The sequence below is a fragment of the Streptomyces sp. NPDC001339 genome (genome assembly GCF_042895955.1).
Classification (GTDB): domain Bacteria; phylum Actinomycetota; class Actinomycetes; order Streptomycetales; family Streptomycetaceae; genus Streptomyces.
Map to the genome: position 1 here is coordinate 1,188,779 of NZ_JBIAWT010000001.1, position 23,259 is coordinate 1,212,037.

Below are 23,259 nucleotides of genomic sequence, written 5' to 3' on the forward strand. Positions count from 1 at the left end.
CGTATACCGATCCCACGCATACCGTTCCCACATATACCGATCCCGCGTATACCGTTCCCGCTCAAGTCATGGCCCCCTCGGACCTGGGCGGCCGCCCCTTCCCCGGCGGACCGGCGAAGACCTGGGCGACCCCCAGCCACCGCTCCGCGTCCGCGCCCTCGGCCCGTAGGGACGGCAGGTCGTCACGGTGCGCCCGCTGGGTCACCAGGAGGCAGAACTCCAGCGCGGTCCCGGCCACCCGCTGCTCGGCCCCCGCCGGGCCGTACGCCCACACCGTCACCCCGTCCGGAGCCCGCAACTCCACCCTGAACTCCTCATCAGGCGGATCGAGTTGGCGATTCACGTAGGAGAAGTCGCGGGTCCGCACCCCGAGCCGGGCGATATGCCGCAGCCGTACGGTGGGCAGCCGGGTGACGCCCAGCGCATCCGCGACGTCCTGGCCGTGCGCCCAGGTCTCCATCAGCCGGGCGGTCACCATCGACGCGGCACCCATCGGCGGCCCGAACCACGGCAGCTTCTCACCCACCCGCTCGCCCGCCCGCTCGCCCGACCTCGCACGCCCCGGCTCGCCCGCCCGCTCACGCACCCGCTCCCCCGCCCGCTCACCCTCCAGCCGTTCGGTGAGCACCCGGTGCAGCTCGCTACGGCCGGCCCGCCACTCGGCGAGCAGTTCGGCGGGCGGGGCTTTCGCCCCCGCCTCGGCGGCCTCGTCGACGAACGTCAGCGGCGAGGCCAGCGCCTGCCGGGCGGCCCGTACGAACTCCTCCGGTTCGGTGGCGGCGAGCAGCGCCTGACGGTCGGTCCAGGCGAGGTGGGCGATCTGATGGGCGATGGTCCACCCCTCGGCGGGCGTCGGCGTCGCCCAGCGGTCGGCCGACAGTCCGGCGACCAGCGCGTCCAGCTCCTCGCTCTCCGCTCCGAGATCCGCCAGTACGGCGCCGGGATCGAACGACACGCGGCACTCCCCTCGTCGGCCCCATGCCCCCGACGGGCAGGGAAAGTTGACAGGTCCTGGTGCGGCTTTGCTGCGAGTTCTGGCGCGAGTTCCCGTACGAGTTCCGGCACGGGCATTAGCGCGAGCGTTGGCACGGATGTTGGTACGGGTGTGGGTACGGGTCCGTGACGCGTTCCGAGGGTGGCAGCGCGGCAGGAAACAAGCAAGCACGCCTGCATGATTTTCCCGAGCAAGGACGAGCCGGACCGCCCGTCCCCATCCCGTCCCCGTCCCGTCCCCTACGCCTGCGCGACCGCCACCGAACGGCGGGCGCCCCCACCCGCACCACTCCACCCACACCCCCAACTCACCTTGATCCGTCAAGCGTCACGTCCGGGAAGTGCCCGGAATATCACCCATCACGCGTGAAATCCCATCAACCGATCGGTTGATGGGAGTGGCCCGAGGGCGGGATACAAGAGAGAAGTTCGGGTCCTGCCCGAGGAGTGAACAGGCGCCGTTTTGCAACGGTCACGAGCGATCACGAGCGGTCACGAGTTTCGGCGCGCCGCCAAGTAATTACCTGCTATTTCCCATTATCCTTTCGTAATCCTACGATAGTCGATCCCTCGCAGATCGCATCCGCTCAATCCACCCGGAGATGAAATGCACAAGCTCCCCAAGGCTGCCGTGGTGATCGCCGCCCTCGCCACCGTCGGCCTCCTCGGCGCCGCCCCCGCCCACGCCGACGGCGGAGGGGGCGGCTCCCTGTTGGATCTCCTGCAGGGCAGCTCGTGCAGAGCGCACGACCTGGGCGCAGACGTCATCGGCGCATTCGGGGTCGTCGCCGGCATGCAGTCCACCGCGTTGGGCTCGTCCATGGGTTGCACCAACCTCATCAGCAAGTAATGAGCGACGGGCGAGGGAATGCGGTCGCCGGGAATCCATTTCGCGACAGCGCTCCTCGCGGCAGGAGGAGCTTCCCAGCAGGAGCAGCATCGCGACAGGAACAGCATCGCGGCAGGAACATTCACGGCCGGTGCAGCCACGCACGCTCGACGAAACAACTCCGAGCGAGCCGCGGCAGCATTTCACCACCGCGATCACGAAAACCATACTTTCGTTTTATGCGAATTCGATATGGCCTCGCGGTACCGCACCAACTCGCCTTCATCGCACGGAAACAGCTCGTCTTCATCAGCTCGCCTTCGTCGCATCCATCGGTACGACTCGGCAAGCAGCGCCTTTCGACAAGCAGCCGGCAGCAAGCAGCGCCTCGGCGGGCAGCGCCTCGGCAGGCAGCGCAAGAACAAGTTCCACAAGGAGCCAGTGGGGTGATCTTTGCGCACGCGTCACATTCAGTGCCCGGCGACGGGAAGTACAGAGGCTGATCACCGTCTCGTAATTTCAGGAGGATTCATGCGTATCCGTACCACGCTCTTCGCGGCGGCCCTGGCCACCGCTGCCCTGCTCGGCGGCGCGGGAACCGCCGCCGCCGCTGACGACCCCGGCGACTTCGGTTCAAGCTTCGGGTCGAGCAGCGGCTCCGAGTCCGGCAAGAACAAGAACTCGGCGGACAAGGGCAGCGAGAGCAGCGAAGACGGCGAAGCCAAAGGCCCCGCGGCCGGTGCGGCCGGCCAGGGGGAGTCCGAAGAAGACGGCGGGGCGCTCGGCCGCCTCCTCGGGATGTGATGCGGACCGTCCAAGGCGCCATGTGAGGCGGACGGTCCAGGGCGCCGGGCACGGGGCCAAGGGCATCCGAGCAACGTCAGAAGGTTGCACAGGCGGCAGCCTCGGCCCACCGCACGGCCGGCTCTGGTAAACGCAATCGCAAATAGACGCAATCGCAAACGCAAGGCCCTGTCGTCGATCTCCCGCCTGCCTCCGGGCAGACGACGGGAACCGGACGACAGGGCCTCGCAGTTCGACTACGAACCCTTTCGGCTACGAACCCTTGCCGGCCGCGGACCGCACCGCCCCCACGCTCGCCATGACGACCAGGCCGATCGCCAGGATCTCCAGCCACCCCAGCCCCTGGTCCAGCACCAGGAAACCAGCCGTGGCCGCCGCGGCCGGCTCCAGGCTCATCATGACCGCGAAGCCGGAGGCAGGCAGCCTGCGCAGGGCGAGCAGTTCCAGGGTGTACGGCAGAACGGACGACATCAGGGCGACCCCGGCCGCCAGCCCCAGGGTGACCGGGTTCAGCAGCGCCGTACCCGCGCTGACGACGCCGAGCGGCAGGCTGAGCACCGCGGCGACGGTCATCGCCAGCGCCAGCCCGTCCGCCTGCGGGAAGCGCTGCCCCGTGCGGGCGGACAGCAGGATGTACGCGGCCCACAGCCCGCCGGCCGCCAGCGCGCACACCGCGCCGACGGGGTTCAGCCCGTCGAACCCCTCGCGTCCCAGCAGCGCCACACCGCCGAACGCCAGCGCCGCCCACACCAGGCTGAGCAGCCGGCGCGAGGTGGCCACCGAGAGGATCAACGGGCCGAGGAACTCCAGGGTGACCGCCGCGCCCAGCGGGATGCGGTCGATCGCCTGGTAGAAGAGCCCGTTCATACCGGCCAGGGCGACGCCGAAGGCGAGCACCGTGGCCCAGTCGCCGCGCGTATAGCCGCGTACCTTGGGACGGCACGCGACCAGCAGCACCAGCGCGGCGACGGCCAGCCGCAGCGCGACCACGCCCAGTGCCCCCGCCCTCGGGAACAGCAGCACTGCCACCGACGAACCGAACTGCAGCGAGACGATCCCGCCGATCACCAGCGCCACGGACGTGATCTGCCCGCGCGCGCCGACCACCCCCGCCCCGGGCCCGGGCCCGGCCTCGGCTCGTGATGTGGCGCCCGGCACGGGATCTGCGGAGGCTGCCGGAGAAACGGTGGGGGCGGGAGGGGCAGCGGGAGGGGCGGCGGTGGAGGACGAACGGAGGGCGGTGGGAGCTGATATGCGTCCGTCTGGACCGGCGGGCGATGCGTTCACCCCACCCACGCTAAAGCCCGTCCTTCCGGTCCGTGAAATGCCTTTTCCTTTGCCAGAGGAACAGGTGGAGCGCATGCCTCCCGCTACGACAGCGTGTCGGCGACCACGGAGGCCGCTTCCGCGATCAGCTTGTTGTCGAACTTGGCGTCCTTCGTGGTGCGGTTCGACAGGATCGCGATCACGATGGGGGCGGAGTCGGGCGGCCATACGACGGCGATGTCGTTACGGGTGCCGTAGGTGCTGCCGGCTCCGGTCTTGTCGCCGACCTTCCAGCCCTTGGGCATTCCGGCCCTGATGAGCTCGGCTCCGGTGGTGTTGGTCTGGAGCCACTTCGTGAGCTGAGCGCGTTCGCCCTCGCCGAGGACGTCACCGAGGACGAACGCGCGCAGGTCCTTGGCCAGTGCCCGCGGCGTGCTGGTATCCCGCTGCTCGCCCGGGGCCCAGTCGTTCAGCTCGGGCTCGCGGCGCTCCATCCGGGTGGCGTCGTCGCCGATCTCCTTGAGCACGGTGTTGAGGCCCTTGGGCCCGCCGAGCGCGTCGAACAGCAGGTTGCCCGCGGTGTTGTCGCTGAAGCGGACGGCGGCGTCGCACAGCTCGCGCAGGGTCATCCCGGTCTCGACGTGCTTTTCGGTGACAGGGGAGTACTCGACCAGATCGTCCTTGGAGTACTTGATCACCTTGTCCATCCCGTCCGGCCTGTTCATCCCGTCCGGCCTGTTCATCCCGTTCGGCCCGTTCGGCGCGTACTTGCGCAGCACGGCACCGGCGGCCAGCGCCTTGAACGTGGAGGCATGGGCGAACCGCTCGCCGTCGTTGTAGGCCACCTCGCGTCCGGTGCCGGTGTCGATGGCGTAGACGCCCAGCCGCGCCTCGAACTTGCGCTCAAGCTTCTTGAACTCACCCACGAACGGTTTCGCGGCCGCACCCGCCCCCGCCGCCCCCGCCGCCGCGGCGGACGGAGACGATGAGGACGAGGCCGAAGCCGAGGCGTCAGCCGGGCCGCAGGCCGCGAGCGGCACGAGGACAAGCGCAGCAAATGTGGAGAAAACGGCCCGTCGGGCGCGACTGTACTGCATGCTCCAAACCTCCAGGTACGTGGTCATGCGTGCGTGCCAGGACCACCCACCCTCGCCAACCACCGGCTATGCGGTCCAATACGTGAACGCGTCGTTCCATGCCGATATGGCATATCGGCATGGGGCATATGGCATAGGGTTCGGGCCGTGGATGTGGTGGGAGCGTGTCGCGCGTTCGTCAGCGTGAGTAAGCACGGCAGTTTCACCGTCGGAGCGGCCGCCGCCCGGATGTCCCAGTCGGTGGCCAGCCGTCGCGTCGCCGCCCTGGAGGAGCGCTTCGGTGAGCAGCTCTTCGAGCGCACATCGCGCCGGGCCGTACTGACCCCTTTCGGCCGGGACATGCTGCCGGTGGCCAGGCAGCTCGTACAGGCCGCCGACGTCCTGCTGCACGAGGCGGAAGCCGCCCAACGCAAGCCATGGCGGCTCGCCATGCCCGGCATCTGCTCCACGGCCGGTCTCGCCCGTCTCGTCGCCGAGGCACGCGAGCACGGTGTCACGCTCGACCTCCGCGTCGCGGCGCCGCCACAGCGCGTGGAACTGCTCCACTCACAGCAGGTGCGTGCCGCCCTGCTCGCGGTACCCGCGGACGAGACGACATGGTCCGTTCCGCTCGGGCTCGCCGGCGCCCAGGACCCCGGCGTGAAGCGCGTCTATCTCGAAACGCTGCGGATCGGCCGGGCCTCCCCCGGCCCGGCCCGCCGTATCTGGATCCAGCCGGAGGACGACGTACCGCACATCCGCGACCCGCTCACACGACTGCGCGACGCGGTCGGCCTGCGCCCCGCACAGCTCGTCGCCGCGACCGACCTGACAACCGCCGCGGCAGAGGTCATCGGCACCCGCGACCTGCTGCTGTGCTCCCCGGCGCAGGCTGATGAACTCGCCCTGCACTGGCGGCCCATCGGCGAGATCGCACTCAGCCGCGGTTACGCCCTCGCCGCCGCCGCTGACGGCAACCCGCAGTCCCTCGAAGCGCGCCTGGGCGCCGCCCTCGCCCGCTGCCTCGGCTCCCCCGACTACCCCGACCACCCCGGCACGGACACCCGAGCCGACCGCCGGACGGAAACCCGAGCCAACGCCCAGACGGACACCCGAGCGGACCGCCGGGCGGAGACCCCAGCCGATGCCCGGGCGGAAACCCGAGCGGACGCCCGGACGGAGACCCGAGCCGACGCTCGAGCCGACGCCCGGACGGAAACCCGAGCCGATGCCCGGGCGGAAACGCAGACGAACAGCGCAGGAGCCAGGACCGCATGAACACCGAAGCGCTCCTCCGCGACCTGCGCCAACAACTTCGCGACGGCGGCCTGCACGGCTGCCTGCTCGTACGGGATCTCGACACCGGAGAAGAGCTGGGCATCGACCCGGACACCCAGCTGCCGTCCGCCTCCCTGGTCAAGGTCCCGCTCGCGCTGGCAACGCTGGAGCGCATCCGACGGGGCGAGCTCGACGGAGCCACGATGCTCGACGTACCGCCCGGGCGGATCACCACACGCGGCCCCACCGGTCTGAGCCGATTCCGCCACCCCGCCCGGATCGCCGTCGACGACCTGCTCTACCTGAGCACCTGCCTGAGCGACGGAACGGCCGCCGACGCGCTGTTCGGCCTCACCCCGCCCGCCCAGGTCGCCGCCCTCCTCCACGAGCTCGGCCTCCGCAGCATCACCGTCCGGCACACCGTCGACGAACTGACCGACACACCCGAGGAACGCTTCGACGCCGACCAGGCCCACCTCGCCCACGCACTCGCCATAGAGGCCGGCACCAGCGGCCGCGGCCACCGGGTGCCGCAACTCGACACCACCCGCGCCAACACCGGCAGCGCACGCGCCTACGTCGAACTCCTCCAGGCCCTGTGGACCCCCTCGAAGATCCACCCCGAAGTGGCCGCGCGCGTACGCGACCTCATGGCCCACAACATGCTACGCCACCGCCTCGCCCCGGACTTCAGCTCCGACGCCACCACGTGGTCCTCCAAGACCGGCACCCTCCTCAACCTCCGCCACGAAATCGGCGTCGTCGAGCACTCCGACGGCCAGGCCTTCGCCATCGCCGTCCTCACCGAATCCCTCGTCCCGGCCGGCAACCAGCCCGGCGCCGAAGCCCTCATGTCCCAGGCCGCCCGCACCCTCCGCGACCACCTCCGCCAGCTATAGCGGTTCCTGATCCACACCTTCAACGACACCACGTACTACTGAGGCAACGGCAACTCTATGGACCGGGTCGGCACTCGGCCCGGTCCATGCACATGTCGTTGCACACGCGGAACTGACCGCTGCGGAAGCGGGCTCCGGCACCGCATCACTGCGTCGAGTTGGCGCTAAGAAGGCCAGGGTTTGAGGCGGAGGCCCATACGGCAGCCGCCACCACCGCGGTAGGAGAGATCAGCCCAGTCGGACTGCCGCCGCATGAGGGTCGGGTCGGCCTGCTGCGGTCAGCCGGCAACGCTGTCCAGGTAGCTGAGGACCGCCAGGACCCGGCGGTGCCCGCCATCGGCGACCGGCAGTTCCAGCTTCGCGAAGATGTTGCCGATGTGCTTCTGCACCGCGTTGTCGGTGATGAACAGGCATTTGCCCAGCTCCGCATTGCTGAGCCCCTGCGCCATCAAGGTGAGCACCTCGCGCTCCCGCGGGGTCAGCGCGTCGACGGCATGCCCGCCCGGCCCCGCCAGCAGCTGCGTGATCACCTCGGGGTCCATCGCCGTACCGCCCGCCGCCACCCGCCGCAGCGCGTCCACGAACTCACCGACCCGGCTCACCCGGTCCTTGAGCAGATATCCGATGCTTCCCGACCCATTGGTCAGAAGCTCGCGTGCGTATACCTTCTCGATGTACTGGGACAGGACCAGTACGGGCAGGCCGGGGCGCTCTTGGCGGAGTTGGAGCGCGGCCCTGATGCCCTCATCGCGGAACGAGGGCGGCAGCCTGATGTCCGCGATCACTACGTCCGGGGCGTGCTCCGCGACCGCCGCCAGCAGGCCCGGCGCGTCCGTCACCACCGCGGCGACCTCGATCCCCTTGGCGCCGAGGATCAGTTCCAGCCCCGACGCAAGGAGCACACTGTCCTCGGCGATCACGACGCGCACGGCAGCTCCACTGTGACCGCGGTGGGCCCACCGGGCGGGCTGCTGACGCGTACGGTTCCGTCGAGTGCGGCCGCGCGGCGGCGGATCCCGATGACACCGGAGCCCAGGGTTTCGTCCACACCGCCGAGCCCGTCGTCGGCGACCTCGACCAAGAGGGCGGCATCCTGCCGTATCAGCCGTACGGTGACCCGGGTCGCGCCACTGTGCTTGGCCGCGTTGGTGAGGGTCTCGGCCACAATGAAGTAGGCGGCGGCCTCAACGGCCGCGGGTAGTCTGCCCAGTTCGCCGAGTTCCACCTCGGCGGGGATGCCCGCGCCGGCCGCGACCGCGGATACCGCGCCCTCCAGGCCCCGGTCGGCGAGGATCGGCGGATACATCGTGCGGATCACGTCGCGCAGCTCCGCCATCGCCTCCTCGGCGCCCTCATGGGCCTCCTGGAGGAGCTTGGCAAGGGCCCCCGAGTCGTCGGGAAGCTCTTCTCGGGCCAGGCCGAGACGCATCGCGATGGCGACGAGGCGAGCCTGGGTGCCGTCGTGCAGATCGCGTTCGATACGACGCAATTCGGCACCGTGGGCATCGAGGACTCCGGCTCGGCTCTCGGCCAGCTCACCGACGCGCTCGGTGAGCCATTCCTCTGTCGATGGCTCCAGCGCGGTGACGGTGCTGCGCGCATGCATCCGGGCGAGGCGAGGCATGGCCCACCAGGTCAGCGCGCCGGCGCCGGCGCCCTGTACGACACCGAGAGCGAGGGCGGTGCCCCAGCTGGCCACCGGCACCACGCCGAGCAGACGCAGCGGCTCCTCGTTCGGAAACAGCTGCCACAGCAGGGCCGCAGCCACGCTGAACACGGCGGTTGCGACACAGGCCAGCGCAGCCAGGCCAGCGGGGAGACCGGTGGCGACTTGCCGCAGGACCCAGCGCAGGTCGCGGCGATTCTCGGTGTCGTCGAGCAGATGGCGCCACTGTGCGCGCAGGCCCTTGGGCAGTTCGGACGGGCGCGGACGTATGTCGAAGCCGAGCAGTGCGGCCGCCCTGCGCCGGTGCCACTCCGACCAGTGCCGCAGAGCCCTCATCAGTACAGGCAACGCCGTCAGACCGGAGGCGATCGCCCCCACAACCAGCAGCGGCAGTACAAGCATCGACACCATCGCCGTGAACAGGCCGACCAACAGGTACCGGCTGCCGAGTGCTACTTGTCTTATTCGTTCCTGCATGTGGATCATTGTCCGCCACACGAAGCCCCCGCACACTACAGCTACCTGCACCTCACCTGCCGCCATCGGAGAGTGCGGCCAACAGCAGCGCGACACGGAGCGACACCCCATAGTCACCAAGCGACACCCCCATAGCCACCAGAGGTCGCCGTTTCACTCCGGGGACGACCCACTGCTGCGCGCCGGGGGATCAGTTATGCCGTCGGTTCGTTCCGGTTTTTCGGTAGATAGTTCGCTAAGTCCCTCACATGACCTTTCGTCGGTTTGCGGTCTCCTGATGCGGCACTAGCGCAGCGGACACCGGTACTCCGGACGCACCCGGTGCGGGCTGCAAGCAATCAAATTGAGCGACAGGAACCGGTCCCCACTCACCCACCATCCACCAACCCGGTCCTCCCCCGCCACCAGAATCCGCACGGTCTCCACGTACTGCTCGCACTGCTCACGCGTCTCGCCCGACGGGACCACTGCATACGACAACCCGGCCAACAACTCCGCGTACTTCGCCAACTGCCCGGCGTACCACCGTGCCCCCTCCTCCGGCTCGTAAAACGTCCCCTCGACCCGCGAGGCCGGCTTCAGCAGCCAGTCCGCACACTCCAGCGGCATCACCTGCGCCGACGGGAACTCGGGGTGCCCCGGCCGCCGGTGAGCGTCACCCGGCTTCACAAGGACATCGCCGTGCCCGAGCCAGACGTAGGCGTGGTGGTGGGGTCGCACCATTTCACTCCCTGCCAGGTGCCGGTGAGCATCATTCGCTCCGGCAGCTCGTCGCCGAACACTTCAGAAAGGGCGACCCCTGCCCGTGTACGAACATGGACACGGACACGGACATGGGCAGGGGCCGCCTGATCACGGGCGCCAGAAGGCCACCGCCGTCAGCTGCCTACTGACGGCCGCAGCCGTCCCCGTCGCCGCACCCTCCGCTGGGGTTGCCCTCTTGACTGTCGTCCTCATCGCCGCCGTACTTGACCGGGTCGAGGCGGTACCGCATGGTGATCTCCTCGGTGCTCTGTCGGCACGCGGTCGGTCCGCGCGTCGTCGTGCACTTGCGAGGGCCCCTTGGCGGGCCCGCCCGCTCCGGACGTGTCCTGCCAGGGAATGACGTCCGGAGCGGGAGTCTTCGCAGCTACCGCGACCCCGCGCCCGGTTCAGGCCCCTCCGCGTGCGCCACCCGATGCCGCACGATCAGCACGTTGAAGTCGCTCACCCGACTGAAATCCCCAGCCGCCCCGGCCTCCTTCCGGCCGCGCTCCAGCTCCCTGCACTCGGTGCACTTCTGCGTAGCGGGCGTGGCTGGAGAACCAGGGTTGGACATGCGAATTCCTCCATCGGACGTGGCTGAGACCAAGCACGGCCGCCACATGCGGCCGCAGGGCAGAACTGCAGTAGATGGCGACGCTAAGGACCTCGCATATGAGCCCGCCATCCATGTGCAGAGATGTGCACGAACCCACTCCTACAGGCGAGTTGGCTGCTTTGCGGTCTTGACCCGACCCCTCACACCCGGCCATCGTGATGCACATCTCCGCACAGTCATGAGTCTGAAACCGGAGGACCGTCATGCCCTACCGCTCGTCGCCCCTGCCCTCGATACGCGCCGGACCGGCTCACCAACATCAGGGGGCCCGGCCTCGCCCGCATGCCACCCGCACTGACACCTTCGAAGAGGTGTGGAGCCGCGCCATCCCACACAGTGAGTACGAAATCCGCTAACCGACAGGGGGAGAAACCCGTGCGACCCACTGAGTTGCAGAGCGCTGCGCAACCATCGTTGGAGGATGAAGCGGATTTTTCAGAATTTAGCGAACTCATGGAGTCCGCTCAGCGCTCCGCCGTGTTCCTGCAAATGCGGGATCTCTACAACGTGAGCGAAGAAGCCGAGGACTTCGCCATCTGGCGGCGCACAGGCCAGCAGGACCTCGACCCCGATTCGACATACTGGGCGCCGTACGTCAAATTGATTTCCCGGGCCGTCGCGCGTGGCGTTGCAATCCGGAGAGCACGCATCGTGTCCGAACCGGTGTCCGACTCCATCCGGTACCTGCATCAGGCCGTCGTCGTCAACACCCATGCTGGCGAACAGGTTCGCTGGCTTCCGCGCCGCCTCGCCTCCGATATCACCCTGCCAGGCAACGACTTCTGGCTCTTCGACGACCGCCTGATCCGGTGGAACCACTTCGATGGGGACGGCGCCGTGACGGCCCACGAGATCTCCGACGACCCCGCTACCGTCAAACTCTGTGTAACCGCCTTCGAAGCGGTGTGGGCAAGAGCCATTCCGCACGCCCAGTACGAGCTCCAGTAACGACACGGGGCAAAAGACGAACTGCTCATGCACGGCAACAATCACAGGGAGACCGACATGGCATTACAGTTCATCGGGATCGACCCCAACTCCGAGGACGACGAAAGTCCCACGGTGTGGGTGGACCAGGAAAAGAACGAAATCGTCCTCCAAGGCTGGAAGCCGAACCGCGAACTCGAAGCGGAATGTGCGGCGTTCGAGCTCCCTGGTCACGCGAAGGGAATCCCGGACCACGAAGCCGTGATCCGCATCCCCGCCAGGATGACGCAGATGATCCGGGAGGCGTGCAATGCCGTCGAACGTCCCGAAGTTCGATGATCTGATCTCCAAGTGCACGCACTCAGCTGTGCACTTGGAGATGCGTGACTCCTACGCCGTCGACTACGAGAAGGGGCCGTTCGCAGACTGGAAGAACGGCTTCCGGCGCGATCCCGCAGACCGGGCATCGTGGTGGCGTCCCTGGCTCGACCTCATCCAAGAGACGGTGTCCCGTGGCATCGTCGTGCGGCGGGCCCGCATCGTGTCGGAGCCGGTCAGCGAGTACACCCGGTTCCTCTACGACGGCACCTTCACCAATGTCGCCGCCGGCGAACAGGTCCGCTGGCTCCCCCGCCGCCGGGCCTCCGACATTGCCCTCCCCGGCAACGACTTCTGGTTGTTCGACGAGCAACTGGTCCGTTGGAATCACTTCACCGGTGAGGGCGCCTCGGGCGGCCCGGAGGTCACCGACGATCCTTCCGCGGCGAAACTGTGCGCAGAGGCGTTCGAGGCCGTATGGTCGCGAGCCATACCGCACGACCAGTACAAGATCCGCTAGTAAAGGCACCGAATCAGCCAGCTCATGTCCGTCTCACCGTCCTCGTCTGCACAGGCAGGTCGCGAAGCCGTTGCGCGTCGGCTGCGCGACCTGCGCAAGGGCGCTGGCCTGACGGTTATCGAACTGGCTGACCGGTGTGGCTGGCACCATGCCAAAACGTCCCGCGTCGAGAACGCCCGGACCGCGCCCTCAACCAAGGACATCCGCCTATGGTGCCGAGCCTGCCAGGCGGACGACGAGGCAGAAGACCTCATCGCACAATCCCTGCACGCCGAGTCGCTGTACACCGAGTGGCGGCACCAGGTGCGCAACGGCCTCAAGCAGTTGCAGAACCGTTCAGCCCAGTTCTTCCGCCAGACCACGCTGTTCCGGGTGTATTCATCAACCCTGATTCCGGGCCTTCTGCAGACCGAAGGCTATGCGGCTGCCGTGCTGCGCAGGGTCGCGGAATTCCGAGGGCTCCCCTTTGACGACAGCGCGGAGGCGGCGCAGGCCCGGGTCGAACGTTCCCGCATCATCCACGAACCGGGACGCCGGTTTGTACTCCTCATCGAAGAAGCAGCGCTGCACTATCGCATCGGGGATGCCGACACGATGGCCGGGCAGCTGGGCTACCTGCTTACGGCTGGCGCCCTGCCGACCGTGTCGCTCGGCATCATCCCGATGGCAGCGCACAACCGGGTCCAGTCGCCGCGTGAGACCTTCCACGTTTACGACGACAGCCTTGTATCGGTTGAGCTGGTGTCAGCGCGCGTGAGAGTCACTCAGCCCTCCGAAATCGCCCTGTACCTCAAGGCATTCGAGCGGCTACGCAGCATGGCCGTGTACGGCGCCGAAGCGCGAACGCTCATACTGAAGGCGCTTGAGGCGTTGCGCTGAGCCAGCAGCGCAACGGCGGGGAGCTGAGCTCGCAGCCCGATGTGAACACCTGTCAAGCGGCTGCGGTCGAGTCAGCCTTCAGCGTCGCCAAGAGAGAAGTCCAAGCGTTCGCGCCGATGACGAGCCAGGCGCCATCGTTTTGCTTGCTGTCCCGTACAACACAGTCCGCGTCGGCGGTACGAGCCACCTCCACGCAGTCGCCCTCCTGGCCCGAGTAGGACGACTTGCGAAATGCGCCAACTATTTCAGGCTTCACGATTCCTCTTCCCTGTTCCGGGGGCCACCGTCAAGGGCCTTCCGGATACGCTCAGTACTCTCATCCGGCGACAGCGCCGCCGAGCGTAGCTGATCGAAGATGTTGACATACAAGGCCAGATCCTCCGGTGCCTCTACGACACTGGTATTCGCCGGATTCTCAAGCGTTACTGCCTCCACGTTCGCTTCTACTCCGAACGAGAAGGCCACGAAAGCTCCTGACATCCCAGCGATCAGACTCTCAGCACTTGGAAGCAGCTGAACGGTGACGTTCTGCCGCTGGCTCACCTCAACAAGATGCATCAACTGGCCGGTGTACACATGGGGCTCACACATCAACGCGCTGACAGCCGGCTCCCACATGATCGCCGTAAGGTGCGTACCGTCTTCTTCAATGCGACGCTGTCGCTCCTGCCGAAGCTTCACCAGCTCCGCTACGCGAGGCGGAGGAATGAACTTGGGCCCTGTAGCGATGACGGCTTCCGTGTACTCCGGGGTTTGCAGCAGACCAGGAACACGCGTGGGACCCCAGGAACGGATATACGTCGCATCAGCCTCAAGCGTGATGTGGTCCGCATACCCGGGCCGGACCAACTCCTGATAGTCGATCCACCAGCCGCGCTCGTTGCTCCTGCGGGCCCACTCCAGCAACCGGCCGCGTTCCTCTGGATCTGTCACTCTGTAGCGATCCAGTAGGGTGCGAACCTCCAAGGCCGAGGCGGAGGTCTGCCCACTTTCCAGGCGGCTGATCTTGGACACGGACTTGAGAATCGCCTCAGCCCCATCAGCCTGATCAAGGCTGGCCGCTTCCCGGTGACGCTTCAGAGCAGCTCCCAGCCTGCGGCTACGGACCGTCGGCTTCCCGCCTGCGGGCATGCCCCCTCCTTCTCAACATTGGCCCCAGTGTGACGTGTTGGCACGATACGCGGCCAGTCTGGACACCCACGCAGAGTCAACGCAAATTTGCGATCGTTGAACTTGCGGCAAGCCAATCGACCCCTCTACTTTCGAGTCAGTGACGCATCGCACACGCCAAGTCGCGTTGCGTCGTATCGACGCTTCGTCATGCGCACCAAGGGGATGGCCATGTCCACACGCGCCCGACCAGTAGCAACACGACACACACCACCTCAGTCGGCCACCGCCACCTACCGCCTTCCCGGCGACAGCCGCAGCGCCGGGCGGGCTCGTGAAGCTCTCCGTTGCCAACTCCGTGTTTGGGGAGTCGACGGTGAAATCACCTTCTCCGCCGAGCTGTTGGTGTCCGAGCTGGTGACCAATGCCGTGAACGCGCAAGTGCAGGAGCCCATAGACGCGGAGGTCGGTGTCCGGTTCGTGTTGTCGGACGGATGGCTGCGGCTGGAGGTGCACGACATGAGTGACGAACTACCCGTGATCGAACGAGTCGAGGAGGATGCGGAATGCGGGCGTGGTTTGGTGCTGGTGGACGCCTTGGCAAGTTGCTGGGGCGTCGACCGGGGCGACATCGGAAAGACCGTGTGGGCGGAGCTGGTGGTAGGTGGTGGCTCGTGGCTGCGTCAGCCGACGTCAGGGCGGAATCGGCTGTGACAAGCCCGGAAGGTCCGGAAGGTCCGGAAGGGTTGGCGGGCTTGGCAGGTTCTGCGCGTATGGGCTACCGGGCGGTGGCTACGGCGCGTTGTCCGGATGGGACTCCGGTCAACCTCGGCGGCTGGGTGTCGCACTCGCCGGGTGGTGCGCTGGGCTGGGTCCGCAAGCGGGCGGAACAAGTGGCGCAGCAGTTGGGTGCTCCGTACGACCGAGTGGTGCGAGCGTGGCTGGACGATTCGGTCGAGTACGGCTGGGCGATGGACGGGCTGGGGGCCGGGATTCCGTTTGTGCTCAGGGCGGTTGATGCGGCGGGGTGTACGTACTCGTTCATTGCCCGGCCGGAGCCTTCCGGGCGCGCACAAAGGGGGCGGGCGTGAGGGGCAGCGGCCGGGACCAGTACGTATACCGAGAGGCTGGGGCGATGGGGCGGCAGCGGGAATTGGAACAGCGGCTGATGCGGCTTTCTCGTCACTTCCCTCATGGGCAAGAAAACTCGCTGGTAGCCGTGCTGGAGGGATTCCGGCGACTCCGTGCGGCGCTGGGAAGTGAGCTGGAGAACCGGAACCGCTGAGAGGGCTGCGCCGCGGTGCGTACGTAGGCAGGCAAGCAGGCAGGCAGGCAGGCAGGCAGGCAGAAGCGAGCGTACGGGGCGCGGCGGGACGTTGCCTTCCGGCCTCAGGCCGGCTGATTCCACGCAGCCGTGAAGCCCGTGAAGCCCGCGTCGGTCATGATGGCACCTCCTTTCCAGTAGCCGCGGCCGATCACCAGCGGACGAGAACGAGTTCGACAGCGAATCCGGGGCCCATGGCTGCGACGAGCCCATGAGTGCCGGCCGGGGGCGGGCTTCCCATCGCGGTGTCCAGGACATCGAGGACTGACACGGACGAGAGATTGCCCCGGTCGGCCATGGAGCGGCGGGTGAGTACGGTGGCATCCGGCGCGAGGCCCAGAGCCCGTTCCACCGCGGTGAGCACCTTCGGCCCGCCGCCGTGGATGATCCAGCTGCCGATCCGGTCGGTCGTCAGCGCATGCCGGGAGAGGAAGGAGTGCACAGCTTGGGGCAGGTGTTCCTCGGTGAGCGCGGGCACCTCCGGCGCCAGACGGATCTGGAAGCCGTGGGAGCCGATCGCCCAGCCGAGCGCATCGTCGCTGTCAGGCACCAACCAGCTCGCGCCGTCCATCAGTTGTGGCCCCTTATGCTCGCCTGGCCGGTGACCGCCCGCCGCCACCACGACCGCCGCGCCGTCGCCGAACAGGCTGCCGGCGACGATGTTCGCCATCGATCCGTCCTTCTGCTGGTAGGCCAGGGAGCAGAGCTCCACTGCCAGCAGGACGGCGATCTGGTCCGGGTGCGCGCTCAGGTAGTCGCGGAGCAGGGCGAGACCCGCGGCTCCCCCGGCGCAGCCGTTGCCGAACAGCGGGATGCGTCTGATGTCCGGCCGCAATCCCGTCCGCTGGGCCAGTCGCGCTTCCATCGAGGGTACGGCCAGCCCCGTCACGGTGGTGCTGATCACCGCGTCGACGTCCCCGGGACGTACCCCGGCCTCGCTCAGGGCTCCGGTCAGGGCCTGCTCGCCGAGATCCAGGGCGGTTTGCAGCCATACCTGGTTGGTCTGTGTGAAGTCGTCGAGATCGGCCAGTTCGACGAGCTTGCCCAGGGGCAGGGACAGATGGCGCGTGGCCACGCCCGCGTTGGCCTCGATCTTCCGCAGCATCAGGATGCCGGTCGCGGAGTTCATGAGCGTGGTGCGCGCCAGCGTGGCCATGATCTCGTGCTGGGGGTAGCGGTACGGCGGGAACGCCGTCCTGATCGCCCTGATCCGCGGAGCGGGCGAGGGGCCTTCCGGTGATCGTGCGTGGCGGTGTGTGGTCTGGGTGGTGGAGTCTTGCGTCGGTTCCCCCATCGATTGCCCTTCGCTCTTTTCCGGGTGTGCGGGTGGGGGGCAGCTGCCTCAACGCTCGCACTCGCATCCTGTCCGTCTCAGGGGGCCGTGAACAGCAGGACGGCGTTCTGCCCGCCGAACCCAAAGGAACAGCTGATAGCCGTCTTTGTGTCGACCGGGCGCGGGCGGCCGGCCACGATGTCCAGCTTGTGCTCGCCGTCCTGGCCCTGGAAGTTCGCCACCGGCGGGATGAGGCAGCGGCGCAGGGCGAGGACGGTGTACGCGGCCTGGATCGCTCCAGCCGCGCCAAGAGCGTGACCGATCACGCCCTTGGACGCGGTCACCGGCGGCACGTCGTCACCGAACGCCCGGGTCAGGGCGGCGGCCTCGGCGGCATCGTTCAACGGCGTCGACGTACCGTGCGCGTTGACCAGACCCACGTCACGCGCAGCGCAGGCCGCGTCCTCCAGCGCGGCGCGGACCGCACGGGCCGCTCCGGCGCCGGCCGGGTCCGGGGCAACCGGATGACTGGCGTCCGCACCGGCTCCATAGCCGCGCAGCAGCGCCGGCACCGGAACGCCGCGGGCCTTTGCCTGTGTGAGGCGTTCCATTACGAGGACGGCGGCGCCCTCGCCCAGGACGAAGCCGTCCCGCGCCGCGTCGAACGGCCGGCTGGCCAGCTCCGGCTGCTCCCGCTGTCGGGAGAGCGCGCGCATCCGCGTGAAGCAGGTAGCCGTCATGCGGGAGCGCCCGGATTCGCTGCCGCCTGCCAGGACGATGTCGCAGGTGCCCGACCGCAGCAGGTCCCGTGCGACACCGATCGCGGTCGCGCCGGACGCGCACGCGCTGGAGGTGGTGAAGTTCGGCCCCTGGGCGCCCAGGTCGATCGCGACCTCGCCGGCCGCCATGTTCGGCACACTGCGCGGCAGCGCCAGCGGTGAGACCCGCTCGGGGCGGCCCGCGCCGAGGTGGCCGAACTCGGTGACGTAGGTACTCAGGCAGTTCGAGCCGACACCCAGCACGACGCCCACCCGCTCGGCCGGCCAGGACGTGGGGTCGAGCGCGGCGTCGGCGACGGCTCGCCTGGCGGCGACGAGGGCGAACTGGATGAACCGGTCCACCCGCCGGGCGAGCGACCGTCCCAGTTCGTCGACGGCGTCGAAACCGGGTACCTGGCACGAGAAGTCGACGGGCAGTCCGGCGAGTTCCGGATCGGAGGCGGCCAGGGAGCGGCCCCGGCACAGAGCCGCCCAGTTGTCCTCGGCGCTGTGCCCCGCGGGAGTCACCAGACCCAGTCCGGTGACCGCGACCTCAGCGCGCACGCTCGAACACCCGGGCGGCCTCGCCCAGCGTGGCTATCGGGGACAGTTCCACGGCGTCCTCCGGCAGGACGATCCCGAGCTCCTCCTCGGCCGCCACCACGAGTTCCATCAAGGACAAAGAGTCCATCCCGAGGCTTTCGAATGTCGTCGCCGCCGTCAGCTGCTGCGGGTCCGCCTTGACGTCGAGATGACTGGTCAACAGGGTGACCAGACGCTCGGGCAGCACCGGCTGGATGTCCTGTCCCGCTTCCTGTGTCATGCCGTGACCTCCTGCGCTGTGGTACGGGAACGCCCTGGACCGTCACCGGCGTTCATCCGCTCGTACAGTTCTCGCGCGCGGGATGCCTGCGCCCGCAGCGACTCCAGGTGCTGCCTCAGTCGCTCCCGGGCCTCCCCCCTGCCGGGCCACGCATCACTCCCAGGGCGGGCAAAAGGGGCCGCACGACGTGCTGGTGGTGGACATCGACGTCGAAGATGCCGACGGCCGCGACCCGCAGAGCGCGGGCGCGGAAACCGGGAATCGTCGTGCCCGGCATCCTGAAGTCGCAGATCACGCCGCATCCGCAGCTTCTCAAGGGCCACCGGGTCCCTCGCATGACGCGCGTGGACGTGGGCTCGCATGCACCATCTCTTCATTGCTGCGCGCCCCGGCTCCGCCGACGCGCGAGAGGGAGAAGACCGGCGCCCTGTCGCCGACCGGTTGATCCAGACTCAGGGCGCTGTCACAACGACCACTTCTGAACCAGTGCCGCCAGAAACACTGCTACCGGCCAGGCAGGCTGCGGTCTGGTTTGCCAGCCGGAGAGGCAGAAGATTGATGGTGGCACCTGAGTAGTGCCCATTGATGATGGTGCCCTCGGCATGTCCGACAATGTGGCCTTCCACGCGTTCGGCAGTGAACGTGTTCACGTTGAACGCGCTGGTGGTGCCGTCCGACCACCTGAGCGTGCCATGGTGGTTCGGGTCGGTGACGGTGCCCAGGCACTGAGTCACAAAGGTGCCGTCGACCTGAGAGGACATCAGTAGCCTAGTAGGGTCATCGGCGCAGGGCACAGGCGGCACAAATGTCGTATCACTGTGCACAGTTACCGTCTGCGCGCTCTGAGTGATGGGCGGACTGTAGCTGGAGCTAGCGGTTCCCAGACCGGCAAGGATGTGAGTCGGCATATGTGATGCCCCTTTGCTTGTCGTCACTTGCCACATTGCTTGTCGTCACTTGTCACGGAACGCCTGCCCTGTCCAAGCCGGGCGGGACGGTGAGAAGACACCTCCACACCAAGCGAATCCTGCCCCTGGCCCCTGGCCCCTGGCCCCTTCGGATCTTCCTTACGGAGGGGCGGAACTCGTCCGCGTACATACCGAATCCCCACCGTCCCCTCCGGGGCACACGCACGACGGAGGGGCGCACGAAGCACACCTGGGGCGTACGTCATCTGGCTGTTCAGGACAGCCCTATTGGGTCCCTGCCCGGAGAACGCGCGACCCCTCACGAGCCGACGGACAAGACAGTGATGGGACCTTTGGCCGCTGGAGAGAACTAAAGAGAGGCGGCTGGGGAGAACTCGTACTGCAGCTCGTAGAGGTGAGCGGCCTCCACCGTGTCGTTCACGAATACGGGCCGGTCGCCGGTGCCGTACACCACTCGGAACGTGCGCAGGAGCGGCACCGCTTCGGGCAGCCGTAGAAGGGTGTACTGCTCCTGCGTCGGGACCTGGGCGGAGATCGAGTCCACGCACCGCAGCGCGGGATGGCCTCGCCGGGCGAGGAGGGTGGGAATGCCTCCGCGGATGAGGCCGGGACCGGTGATGGGGGTTCCGGCGGCGATGTCGTACGGGAAGTACGCCTTGATCAAGGCGGCCGGCTCCTCGTCGAAGGACAGCATCAGATGACGCAGGACCACCGGTTGCCCAGCGGACAGAGCCAAGGCATTGGCTATTCGGGCCGGGGGTTCGCGCAGGACCGCGACCTCCAGGAGGGTGTTGCAGGCATCCACCCCACGCCTGCGGGCCTCCGCTATCCACGGGAAAGGCTCACCGGGACCGGCCGCAGTCATTCCCTGGACTGGGCGCATGGTCTGCCGACGGTGGCCTCTGACCACCACATCACCTTCGGCGCGCGGCGCGATGAGGAACTCCCCTTCCAAGAGGCGCAGTGCCTGGCAGACCGACGCGGCGGCGGCGCCGAAGCGGCGGGAAAGGTCGGCAGGCCGTAGGACGACGCCGGAAGGGATGGCTCCGGACAGGATGTCTTCACGCACGTCTGCGGCGATGCGTTCGTGCACCGGCCGCTGGTCGGTGGTCATGGGCAGATCCTCTGCCGGGGTCAGCACCTCGTGAGCCGGGTTCATGCTGATTCTCCCGCCTGGCGTCAGGGGCGATAGGTCTCTGTTATGCGAGAGGTGGTCCCTGTGTTGCTAGGGCGCCTTTTCGGCCACAGAGCCGTCTGAGAGGCCGGTGATCCGGGAGGTCAGGGAGGTCAGGGTTTCCAGAAGAGGCTGCCCTCGTTCGACCACAGGATGTTGTCCGGCGAGCGGTGGCCCTTGGAGCGGCATGAGGGCAGTTGGTAACGGTCGGGGTAGGAGCCTTCCTTCTATCGGACAGGCCCTAACTCTCACCCGCCCTCCGGGAAAACATGTGGCTGCCCTACCCTGGATTGCGTAATTTACGACCTCATGACCGATATACGGGTCGTCCACCGAAAACTGGGGGCATCCGCCTTGAAGCTCAAGCGCATCTCCGCTGCAGTCGCCGCTGCCGCGATAGCACCTGCCGTCCTGCTCTCCTCCCCGGCGTTCGCCGCGGACAGCTCCGAGGGGTCGACGGCCTCGGCTCCGGATACGGCATCGGAAGCGCAGAAGGCAGATGGACGGAAGGATGAGGCGCCCAAGGGCTCCGACGCCTCGTCCTCCTCAGCCAAGAACGCGAGCGACGAGGACAACCGCTACGCCATCCTCAAGATCATCAACAAGTCCAAGTCCGGCAGCATGGTCCACGAAGCCGCGCAGGCGGCCATGAACGGCTCCCCCGAGGACCGCGTGCGCTTCCTGGAGGAGGGCTACAAGCGGGCCCAGACCACCGACCTCAGGCTGCGTACCTTCCGGATCATGAGCGTCGGCGGCAAGGGCGTGAAGCGGGAAGCCCAGAGGGCGCTGGAGAAGAACACCCACGAGGCTCTCCTCGAGTTCCTGGAAGTCGGCCAGTACAAGGCCCGTGATGAGGACAACTCCGTCGAGATCGCCCGCATCATCAGCAAGGCCAAGCCGGGGAGCATGGTCTTCGATGCCGCGCAGGCGGCCATGGACGGCAGCCCCGCGGACCGCACGCGCTTCCTGGAAACAGGCTACGAACTGGCCCAGTACGGCGACGACAGGCTGCGCACCGTCCAGATCTCCAGCATCGGCGGCAAGGCCGTGCGGAAGGCTGCCGTCGAGGCGCTGAGGAAGCAGACCCACGAAGCCCTCCGCGAGTTCCTCGAGGTCGGCCAGTACGAGGCCCGCAAGCTGGACGAGGCCAAGGCCGCCAAGGGCAAGGGCGACAAGGGCGGCGAGAAGGGCACGGACGGTCAGGAGTCCAAGGACGGCAAGGGCTCCGGGGGTGACAAGCAGCAGGAGCAGACCGGCGCCAGGAATGTCTCGGACGCCCATGCCTCCCACGGCACCACCGGCGCCAAGCCCGCCGTGGCATCCGTCGGCACCGGCTCCTCGGGCGCGCAGCTCGCCGCCACCGGTGCCAGCTCGGCGACCCCGTGGATCGTCGGCGGCAGCGCCGCTGCTCTCACCGCGGGTGCAGGACTGGTCATCGCCTCCCGCCGCCGCACGGCCGACGAGCACTGAGCCGGCCCACCCCCACCCCCACCCACTGCTACAGCAGTCGCTTTTACTATCCCCATCCCCATCCCCATCCGTATTTGCCTGCCCTCAGAGGTTTTGACACGTGAAGTTGCAGCGTTCCGCCGCTGTCGTCGCCGCAGCGGCGATAGCCCCCGTTCTGTTCCTGGCGCCCAGTGCCGTTGCGGCCACCGCCCCGGCGACTGCCACTACGGAGGCCGCCACCCCGTCACCGGCGGAGGCAGGAAAGCTCAGCGCCGTCCCGCTGTCCATCACCGGCCAGAGCAAGGTCACCACCGGCGAGTGGCTGCAGGCGAAGCTGACCGTCGAGAATCCCGACGACGTACCGCTCACCGGCTTCTCGGTGCAGATGGTGGTCGGCTACTCGGGCTGGGCCCCCAAGTACGGTGAGATCGGGCTGGAGCAGCGTGCCCAGGGTGGTTCCTGGGAGGCGATCGCTCCCGCGAACACCTACAGCCCGGAAGAGTTCAAGCTTGAGGTGCCGTCGGTGGAGGCGCACGGCAAGGCCACCGTGGACCTCCGCCTGCGGCTTGCGCCCCGCCTCATCTACAAGGCGGGTGTCAACGGCTTCATCGCCCCCTTCGGCATTCCGAAGGAGAAGGACCGGCCGCGCAAGCAGTACCCCTTCTTCTACTTCTTCCCCGCTCCTGTGGAGGAGGGTAAGGGCCCGGACACCGGGGACGACAAGACGCCGGACGGCGAGAAGAAGCCGGACGGTGAGAAGAAGCCGGGTGGCGAGAAGAAGCCGGACGCGGGCAAGGAGGCGGGCAAGGACGCGGGCCACAAGCCTTCCCACGGCGGTGCCGCCAAGCCCTCCACCGGCGAGGGAAAGACCGGCGAGAGCCCTAAGAGCGAGCCCGTGACGCCCGTGAAGCCGGCCGCCGACAAGCCCTCTGCCGAGAAGTCCGTCGCTGAGAAGCCGGCCTCTTCCAGCAGCGACGAGAAGCTCGCCGCCACCGGTGCCGGCTCGGCGACCCCGTGGATCGTCGGCGGCAGCGCCGCTGCCCTCGCCGCGGGTGCGGGACTGGTCATCGCCTCCCGTCGCCGCACCGCCGACAAGCGCTGACCTGCCCCGATACGCACGCGCGCAC

Annotated in this window: 23 protein-coding genes and 1 pseudogene; 11 read left to right on the forward strand and 13 right to left on the reverse strand. The window is 67.9% G+C overall.

Annotation, left to right across the window (positions count from 1 at the left end; genetic code table 11):
• Positions 1 to 61: 61 nt before the first annotated feature.
• On the reverse strand, positions 62 to 955 hold the full coding sequence (locus ACFY12_RS05060) for a maleylpyruvate isomerase family mycothiol-dependent enzyme (RefSeq protein ID WP_390714292.1): 894 nt from the start codon (positions 953 to 955) through the stop codon (positions 62 to 64).
• 645 nt (positions 956 to 1,600) lie between these two features.
• On the opposite strand from ACFY12_RS05060, the gene ACFY12_RS05065 reads away from it, so the two are divergent.
• On the forward strand, positions 1,601 to 1,843 hold the full coding sequence (locus ACFY12_RS05065) for a hypothetical protein (RefSeq protein ID WP_390714293.1): 243 nt from the start codon (positions 1,601 to 1,603) through the stop codon (positions 1,841 to 1,843).
• Positions 1,844 to 2,353: 510 nt separating this feature from the next.
• Positions 2,354 to 2,626 (forward strand): hypothetical protein, encoded by a 273-nt coding sequence (locus ACFY12_RS05070; RefSeq protein ID WP_390714294.1) that lies wholly within the window; start codon positions 2,354 to 2,356, stop codon positions 2,624 to 2,626.
• Positions 2,627 to 2,878: 252 nt separating this feature from the next.
• Here the strand turns inward: ACFY12_RS05070 and ACFY12_RS05075 are convergent, their stop codons facing one another.
• The gene (locus ACFY12_RS05075; RefSeq protein WP_390714295.1) at positions 2,879 to 3,784 is read right to left on the reverse strand and encodes a DMT family transporter; all 906 of its coding nucleotides are present in this window, start codon (positions 3,782 to 3,784) and stop codon (positions 2,879 to 2,881) included.
• 212 nt (positions 3,785 to 3,996) lie between these two features.
• Complete coding sequence (bla, locus tag ACFY12_RS05080) at positions 3,997 to 4,989, reverse strand: class A beta-lactamase (RefSeq protein WP_390714296.1); 993 nt, start codon at positions 4,987 to 4,989, stop codon at positions 3,997 to 3,999.
• Positions 4,990 to 5,136: 147 nt separating this feature from the next.
• Between bla and ACFY12_RS05085 the strand changes: the two are divergent.
• Positions 5,137 to 6,006: pseudogene (locus tag ACFY12_RS05085) on the forward strand (LysR family transcriptional regulator); the annotation flags it as partial.
• 236 nt (positions 6,007 to 6,242) lie between these two features.
• Positions 6,243 to 7,145 (forward strand): serine hydrolase, encoded by a 903-nt coding sequence (locus ACFY12_RS05090; RefSeq protein WP_390714297.1) that lies wholly within the window; start codon positions 6,243 to 6,245, stop codon positions 7,143 to 7,145.
• 278 nt (positions 7,146 to 7,423) lie between these two features.
• Here the strand turns inward: ACFY12_RS05090 and ACFY12_RS05095 are convergent, their stop codons facing one another.
• The 3 genes from ACFY12_RS05095 to ACFY12_RS05105 all read right to left on the reverse strand — a co-directional run bounded on the left by ACFY12_RS05095 (position 7,424) and on the right by ACFY12_RS05105 (position 10,011).
• A complete protein-coding gene (locus tag ACFY12_RS05095) occupies positions 7,424 to 8,074 on the reverse strand; it encodes a response regulator (RefSeq protein ID WP_390714298.1) in 651 nt (216 codons plus the stop codon).
• Positions 8,062 to 9,288, reverse strand: a complete 1,227-nt coding sequence (locus ACFY12_RS05100) for a sensor histidine kinase (RefSeq protein WP_390714299.1) — start codon at positions 9,286 to 9,288, stop codon at positions 8,062 to 8,064. The genes ACFY12_RS05095 and ACFY12_RS05100 overlap by 13 nt, the downstream gene beginning before the upstream one ends.
• Before the next feature lie 285 nt (positions 9,289 to 9,573).
• Positions 9,574 to 10,011 (reverse strand): hypothetical protein, encoded by a 438-nt coding sequence (locus ACFY12_RS05105; RefSeq protein ID WP_390714300.1) that lies wholly within the window; start codon positions 10,009 to 10,011, stop codon positions 9,574 to 9,576.
• 1,027 nt (positions 10,012 to 11,038) lie between these two features.
• Between ACFY12_RS05105 and ACFY12_RS05110 the strand changes: the two genes are divergently transcribed.
• From ACFY12_RS05110 to ACFY12_RS05125, 4 genes are read left to right on the forward strand one after another with little or no spacing between them, the layout of a single operon-like run.
• The gene (locus ACFY12_RS05110) at positions 11,039 to 11,596 is read left to right on the forward strand and encodes a DUF6879 family protein (RefSeq protein ID WP_390714388.1); all 558 of its coding nucleotides are present in this window, start codon (positions 11,039 to 11,041) and stop codon (positions 11,594 to 11,596) included.
• 57 nt (positions 11,597 to 11,653) lie between these two features.
• A complete protein-coding gene (locus tag ACFY12_RS05115) occupies positions 11,654 to 11,914 on the forward strand; it encodes a hypothetical protein (RefSeq protein WP_390714389.1) in 261 nt (86 codons plus the stop codon).
• The gene (locus tag ACFY12_RS05120; protein WP_390714301.1) at positions 11,886 to 12,413 is read left to right on the forward strand and encodes a DUF6879 family protein; all 528 of its coding nucleotides are present in this window, start codon (positions 11,886 to 11,888) and stop codon (positions 12,411 to 12,413) included. Before ACFY12_RS05115 ends, ACFY12_RS05120 begins: the two co-directional genes overlap by 29 nt.
• 24 nt (positions 12,414 to 12,437) lie before the next feature.
• The gene (locus ACFY12_RS05125) at positions 12,438 to 13,292 is read left to right on the forward strand and encodes a helix-turn-helix domain-containing protein (protein ID WP_390714302.1); all 855 of its coding nucleotides are present in this window, start codon (positions 12,438 to 12,440) and stop codon (positions 13,290 to 13,292) included.
• A 52-nt stretch (positions 13,293 to 13,344) separates the two neighbouring features.
• Here the strand turns inward: ACFY12_RS05125 and ACFY12_RS05130 are convergent, their stop codons facing one another.
• Both ACFY12_RS05130 and ACFY12_RS05135 read right to left on the reverse strand, forming a co-directional pair.
• A complete protein-coding gene (locus ACFY12_RS05130; RefSeq protein WP_390714303.1) occupies positions 13,345 to 13,548 on the reverse strand; it encodes a DUF397 domain-containing protein in 204 nt (67 codons plus the stop codon).
• Entirely contained in the window at positions 13,545 to 14,423 is an 879-nt protein-coding gene (locus tag ACFY12_RS05135; protein WP_390714304.1) for a helix-turn-helix domain-containing protein, read from the reverse strand. The genes ACFY12_RS05130 and ACFY12_RS05135 overlap by 4 nt, the downstream gene beginning before the upstream one ends.
• A 210-nt stretch (positions 14,424 to 14,633) precedes the next feature.
• Between ACFY12_RS05135 and ACFY12_RS05140 the strand changes: the two genes are divergently transcribed.
• On the forward strand, positions 14,634 to 15,116 hold the full coding sequence (locus ACFY12_RS05140) for an ATP-binding protein (protein ID WP_390714305.1): 483 nt from the start codon (positions 14,634 to 14,636) through the stop codon (positions 15,114 to 15,116).
• Positions 15,117 to 15,877: 761 nt separating this feature from the next.
• On the opposite strand, the gene ACFY12_RS05145 is transcribed toward ACFY12_RS05140, so the two are convergent.
• From ACFY12_RS05145 to ACFY12_RS05165, 5 genes are all read right to left on the reverse strand, one after another.
• Positions 15,878 to 17,020: a type III polyketide synthase gene (locus ACFY12_RS05145; protein ID WP_390714306.1), complete on the reverse strand. Its 1,143-nt coding sequence runs from the start codon at positions 17,018 to 17,020 to the stop codon at positions 15,878 to 15,880.
• 77 nt (positions 17,021 to 17,097) lie between these two features.
• A complete protein-coding gene (locus tag ACFY12_RS05150; protein ID WP_390714307.1) occupies positions 17,098 to 18,321 on the reverse strand; it encodes a beta-ketoacyl-[acyl-carrier-protein] synthase family protein in 1,224 nt (407 codons plus the stop codon).
• Entirely contained in the window at positions 18,311 to 18,580 is a 270-nt protein-coding gene (locus ACFY12_RS05155) for an acyl carrier protein (protein WP_390714308.1), read from the reverse strand. The genes ACFY12_RS05150 and ACFY12_RS05155 overlap by 11 nt, the downstream gene beginning before the upstream one ends.
• Positions 18,581 to 19,032: 452 nt before the next feature.
• Positions 19,033 to 19,341: a hypothetical protein gene (locus ACFY12_RS05160; protein ID WP_390714309.1), complete on the reverse strand. Its 309-nt coding sequence runs from the start codon at positions 19,339 to 19,341 to the stop codon at positions 19,033 to 19,035.
• 517 nt (positions 19,342 to 19,858) lie between these two features.
• Complete coding sequence (locus tag ACFY12_RS05165) at positions 19,859 to 20,668, reverse strand: GntR family transcriptional regulator (RefSeq protein WP_390714310.1); 810 nt, start codon at positions 20,666 to 20,668, stop codon at positions 19,859 to 19,861.
• 324 nt (positions 20,669 to 20,992) lie between these two features.
• On the opposite strand from ACFY12_RS05165, the gene ACFY12_RS05170 reads away from it, so the two are divergent.
• Together ACFY12_RS05170 and ACFY12_RS05175 are read left to right on the forward strand one after the other, a co-directional pair.
• The gene (locus tag ACFY12_RS05170; protein ID WP_390714311.1) at positions 20,993 to 22,153 is read left to right on the forward strand and encodes an ALF repeat-containing protein; all 1,161 of its coding nucleotides are present in this window, start codon (positions 20,993 to 20,995) and stop codon (positions 22,151 to 22,153) included.
• A gap of 100 nt (positions 22,154 to 22,253) precedes the next feature.
• Complete coding sequence (locus ACFY12_RS05175; RefSeq protein WP_390714312.1) at positions 22,254 to 23,234, forward strand: LAETG motif-containing sortase-dependent surface protein; 981 nt, start codon at positions 22,254 to 22,256, stop codon at positions 23,232 to 23,234.
• Positions 23,235 to 23,259 lie beyond the last annotated feature (25 nt).

Excerpts from the sequence above, each read along its gene's own strand:
- ACFY12_RS05105 (WP_390714300.1), bottom strand. The coding sequence starts at position 10,011 with ATGGTGCGACCCCACCACCACGCCTACGTCTGGCTCGGGCACGGCGAT.
- ACFY12_RS05160 (WP_390714309.1), bottom strand. The coding sequence starts at position 19,341 with ATGTCCTCTCAGGTCGACGGCACCTTTGTGACTCAGTGCCTGGGCACC.
- ACFY12_RS05140 (WP_390714305.1), top strand. The coding sequence starts at position 14,634 with ATGTCCACACGCGCCCGACCAGTAGCAACACGACACACACCACCTCAG.
- bla (WP_390714296.1), bottom strand. The coding sequence starts at position 4,989 with ATGCAGTACAGTCGCGCCCGACGGGCCGTTTTCTCCACATTTGCTGCG.
- ACFY12_RS05120 (WP_390714301.1), top strand. The coding sequence starts at position 11,886 with ATGCCGTCGAACGTCCCGAAGTTCGATGATCTGATCTCCAAGTGCACG.
- ACFY12_RS05145 (WP_390714306.1), bottom strand. The coding sequence starts at position 17,020 with ATGGGGGAACCGACGCAAGACTCCACCACCCAGACCACACACCGCCAC.
- ACFY12_RS05070 (WP_390714294.1), top strand. The coding sequence starts at position 2,354 with ATGCGTATCCGTACCACGCTCTTCGCGGCGGCCCTGGCCACCGCTGCC.
- ACFY12_RS05125 (WP_390714302.1), top strand. The coding sequence starts at position 12,438 with ATGTCCGTCTCACCGTCCTCGTCTGCACAGGCAGGTCGCGAAGCCGTT.
- ACFY12_RS05100 (WP_390714299.1), bottom strand. The coding sequence starts at position 9,288 with ATGCAGGAACGAATAAGACAAGTAGCACTCGGCAGCCGGTACCTGTTG.
- ACFY12_RS05115 (WP_390714389.1), top strand. The coding sequence starts at position 11,654 with ATGGCATTACAGTTCATCGGGATCGACCCCAACTCCGAGGACGACGAA.
- ACFY12_RS05165 (WP_390714310.1), bottom strand. The coding sequence starts at position 20,668 with ATGAACCCGGCTCACGAGGTGCTGACCCCGGCAGAGGATCTGCCCATG.
- ACFY12_RS05135 (WP_390714304.1), bottom strand. The coding sequence starts at position 14,423 with ATGCCCGCAGGCGGGAAGCCGACGGTCCGTAGCCGCAGGCTGGGAGCT.
- ACFY12_RS05065 (WP_390714293.1), top strand. The coding sequence starts at position 1,601 with ATGCACAAGCTCCCCAAGGCTGCCGTGGTGATCGCCGCCCTCGCCACC.
- ACFY12_RS05090 (WP_390714297.1), top strand. The coding sequence starts at position 6,243 with ATGAACACCGAAGCGCTCCTCCGCGACCTGCGCCAACAACTTCGCGAC.
- ACFY12_RS05155 (WP_390714308.1), bottom strand. The coding sequence starts at position 18,580 with ATGACACAGGAAGCGGGACAGGACATCCAGCCGGTGCTGCCCGAGCGT.
- ACFY12_RS05170 (WP_390714311.1), top strand. The coding sequence starts at position 20,993 with ATGACCGATATACGGGTCGTCCACCGAAAACTGGGGGCATCCGCCTTG.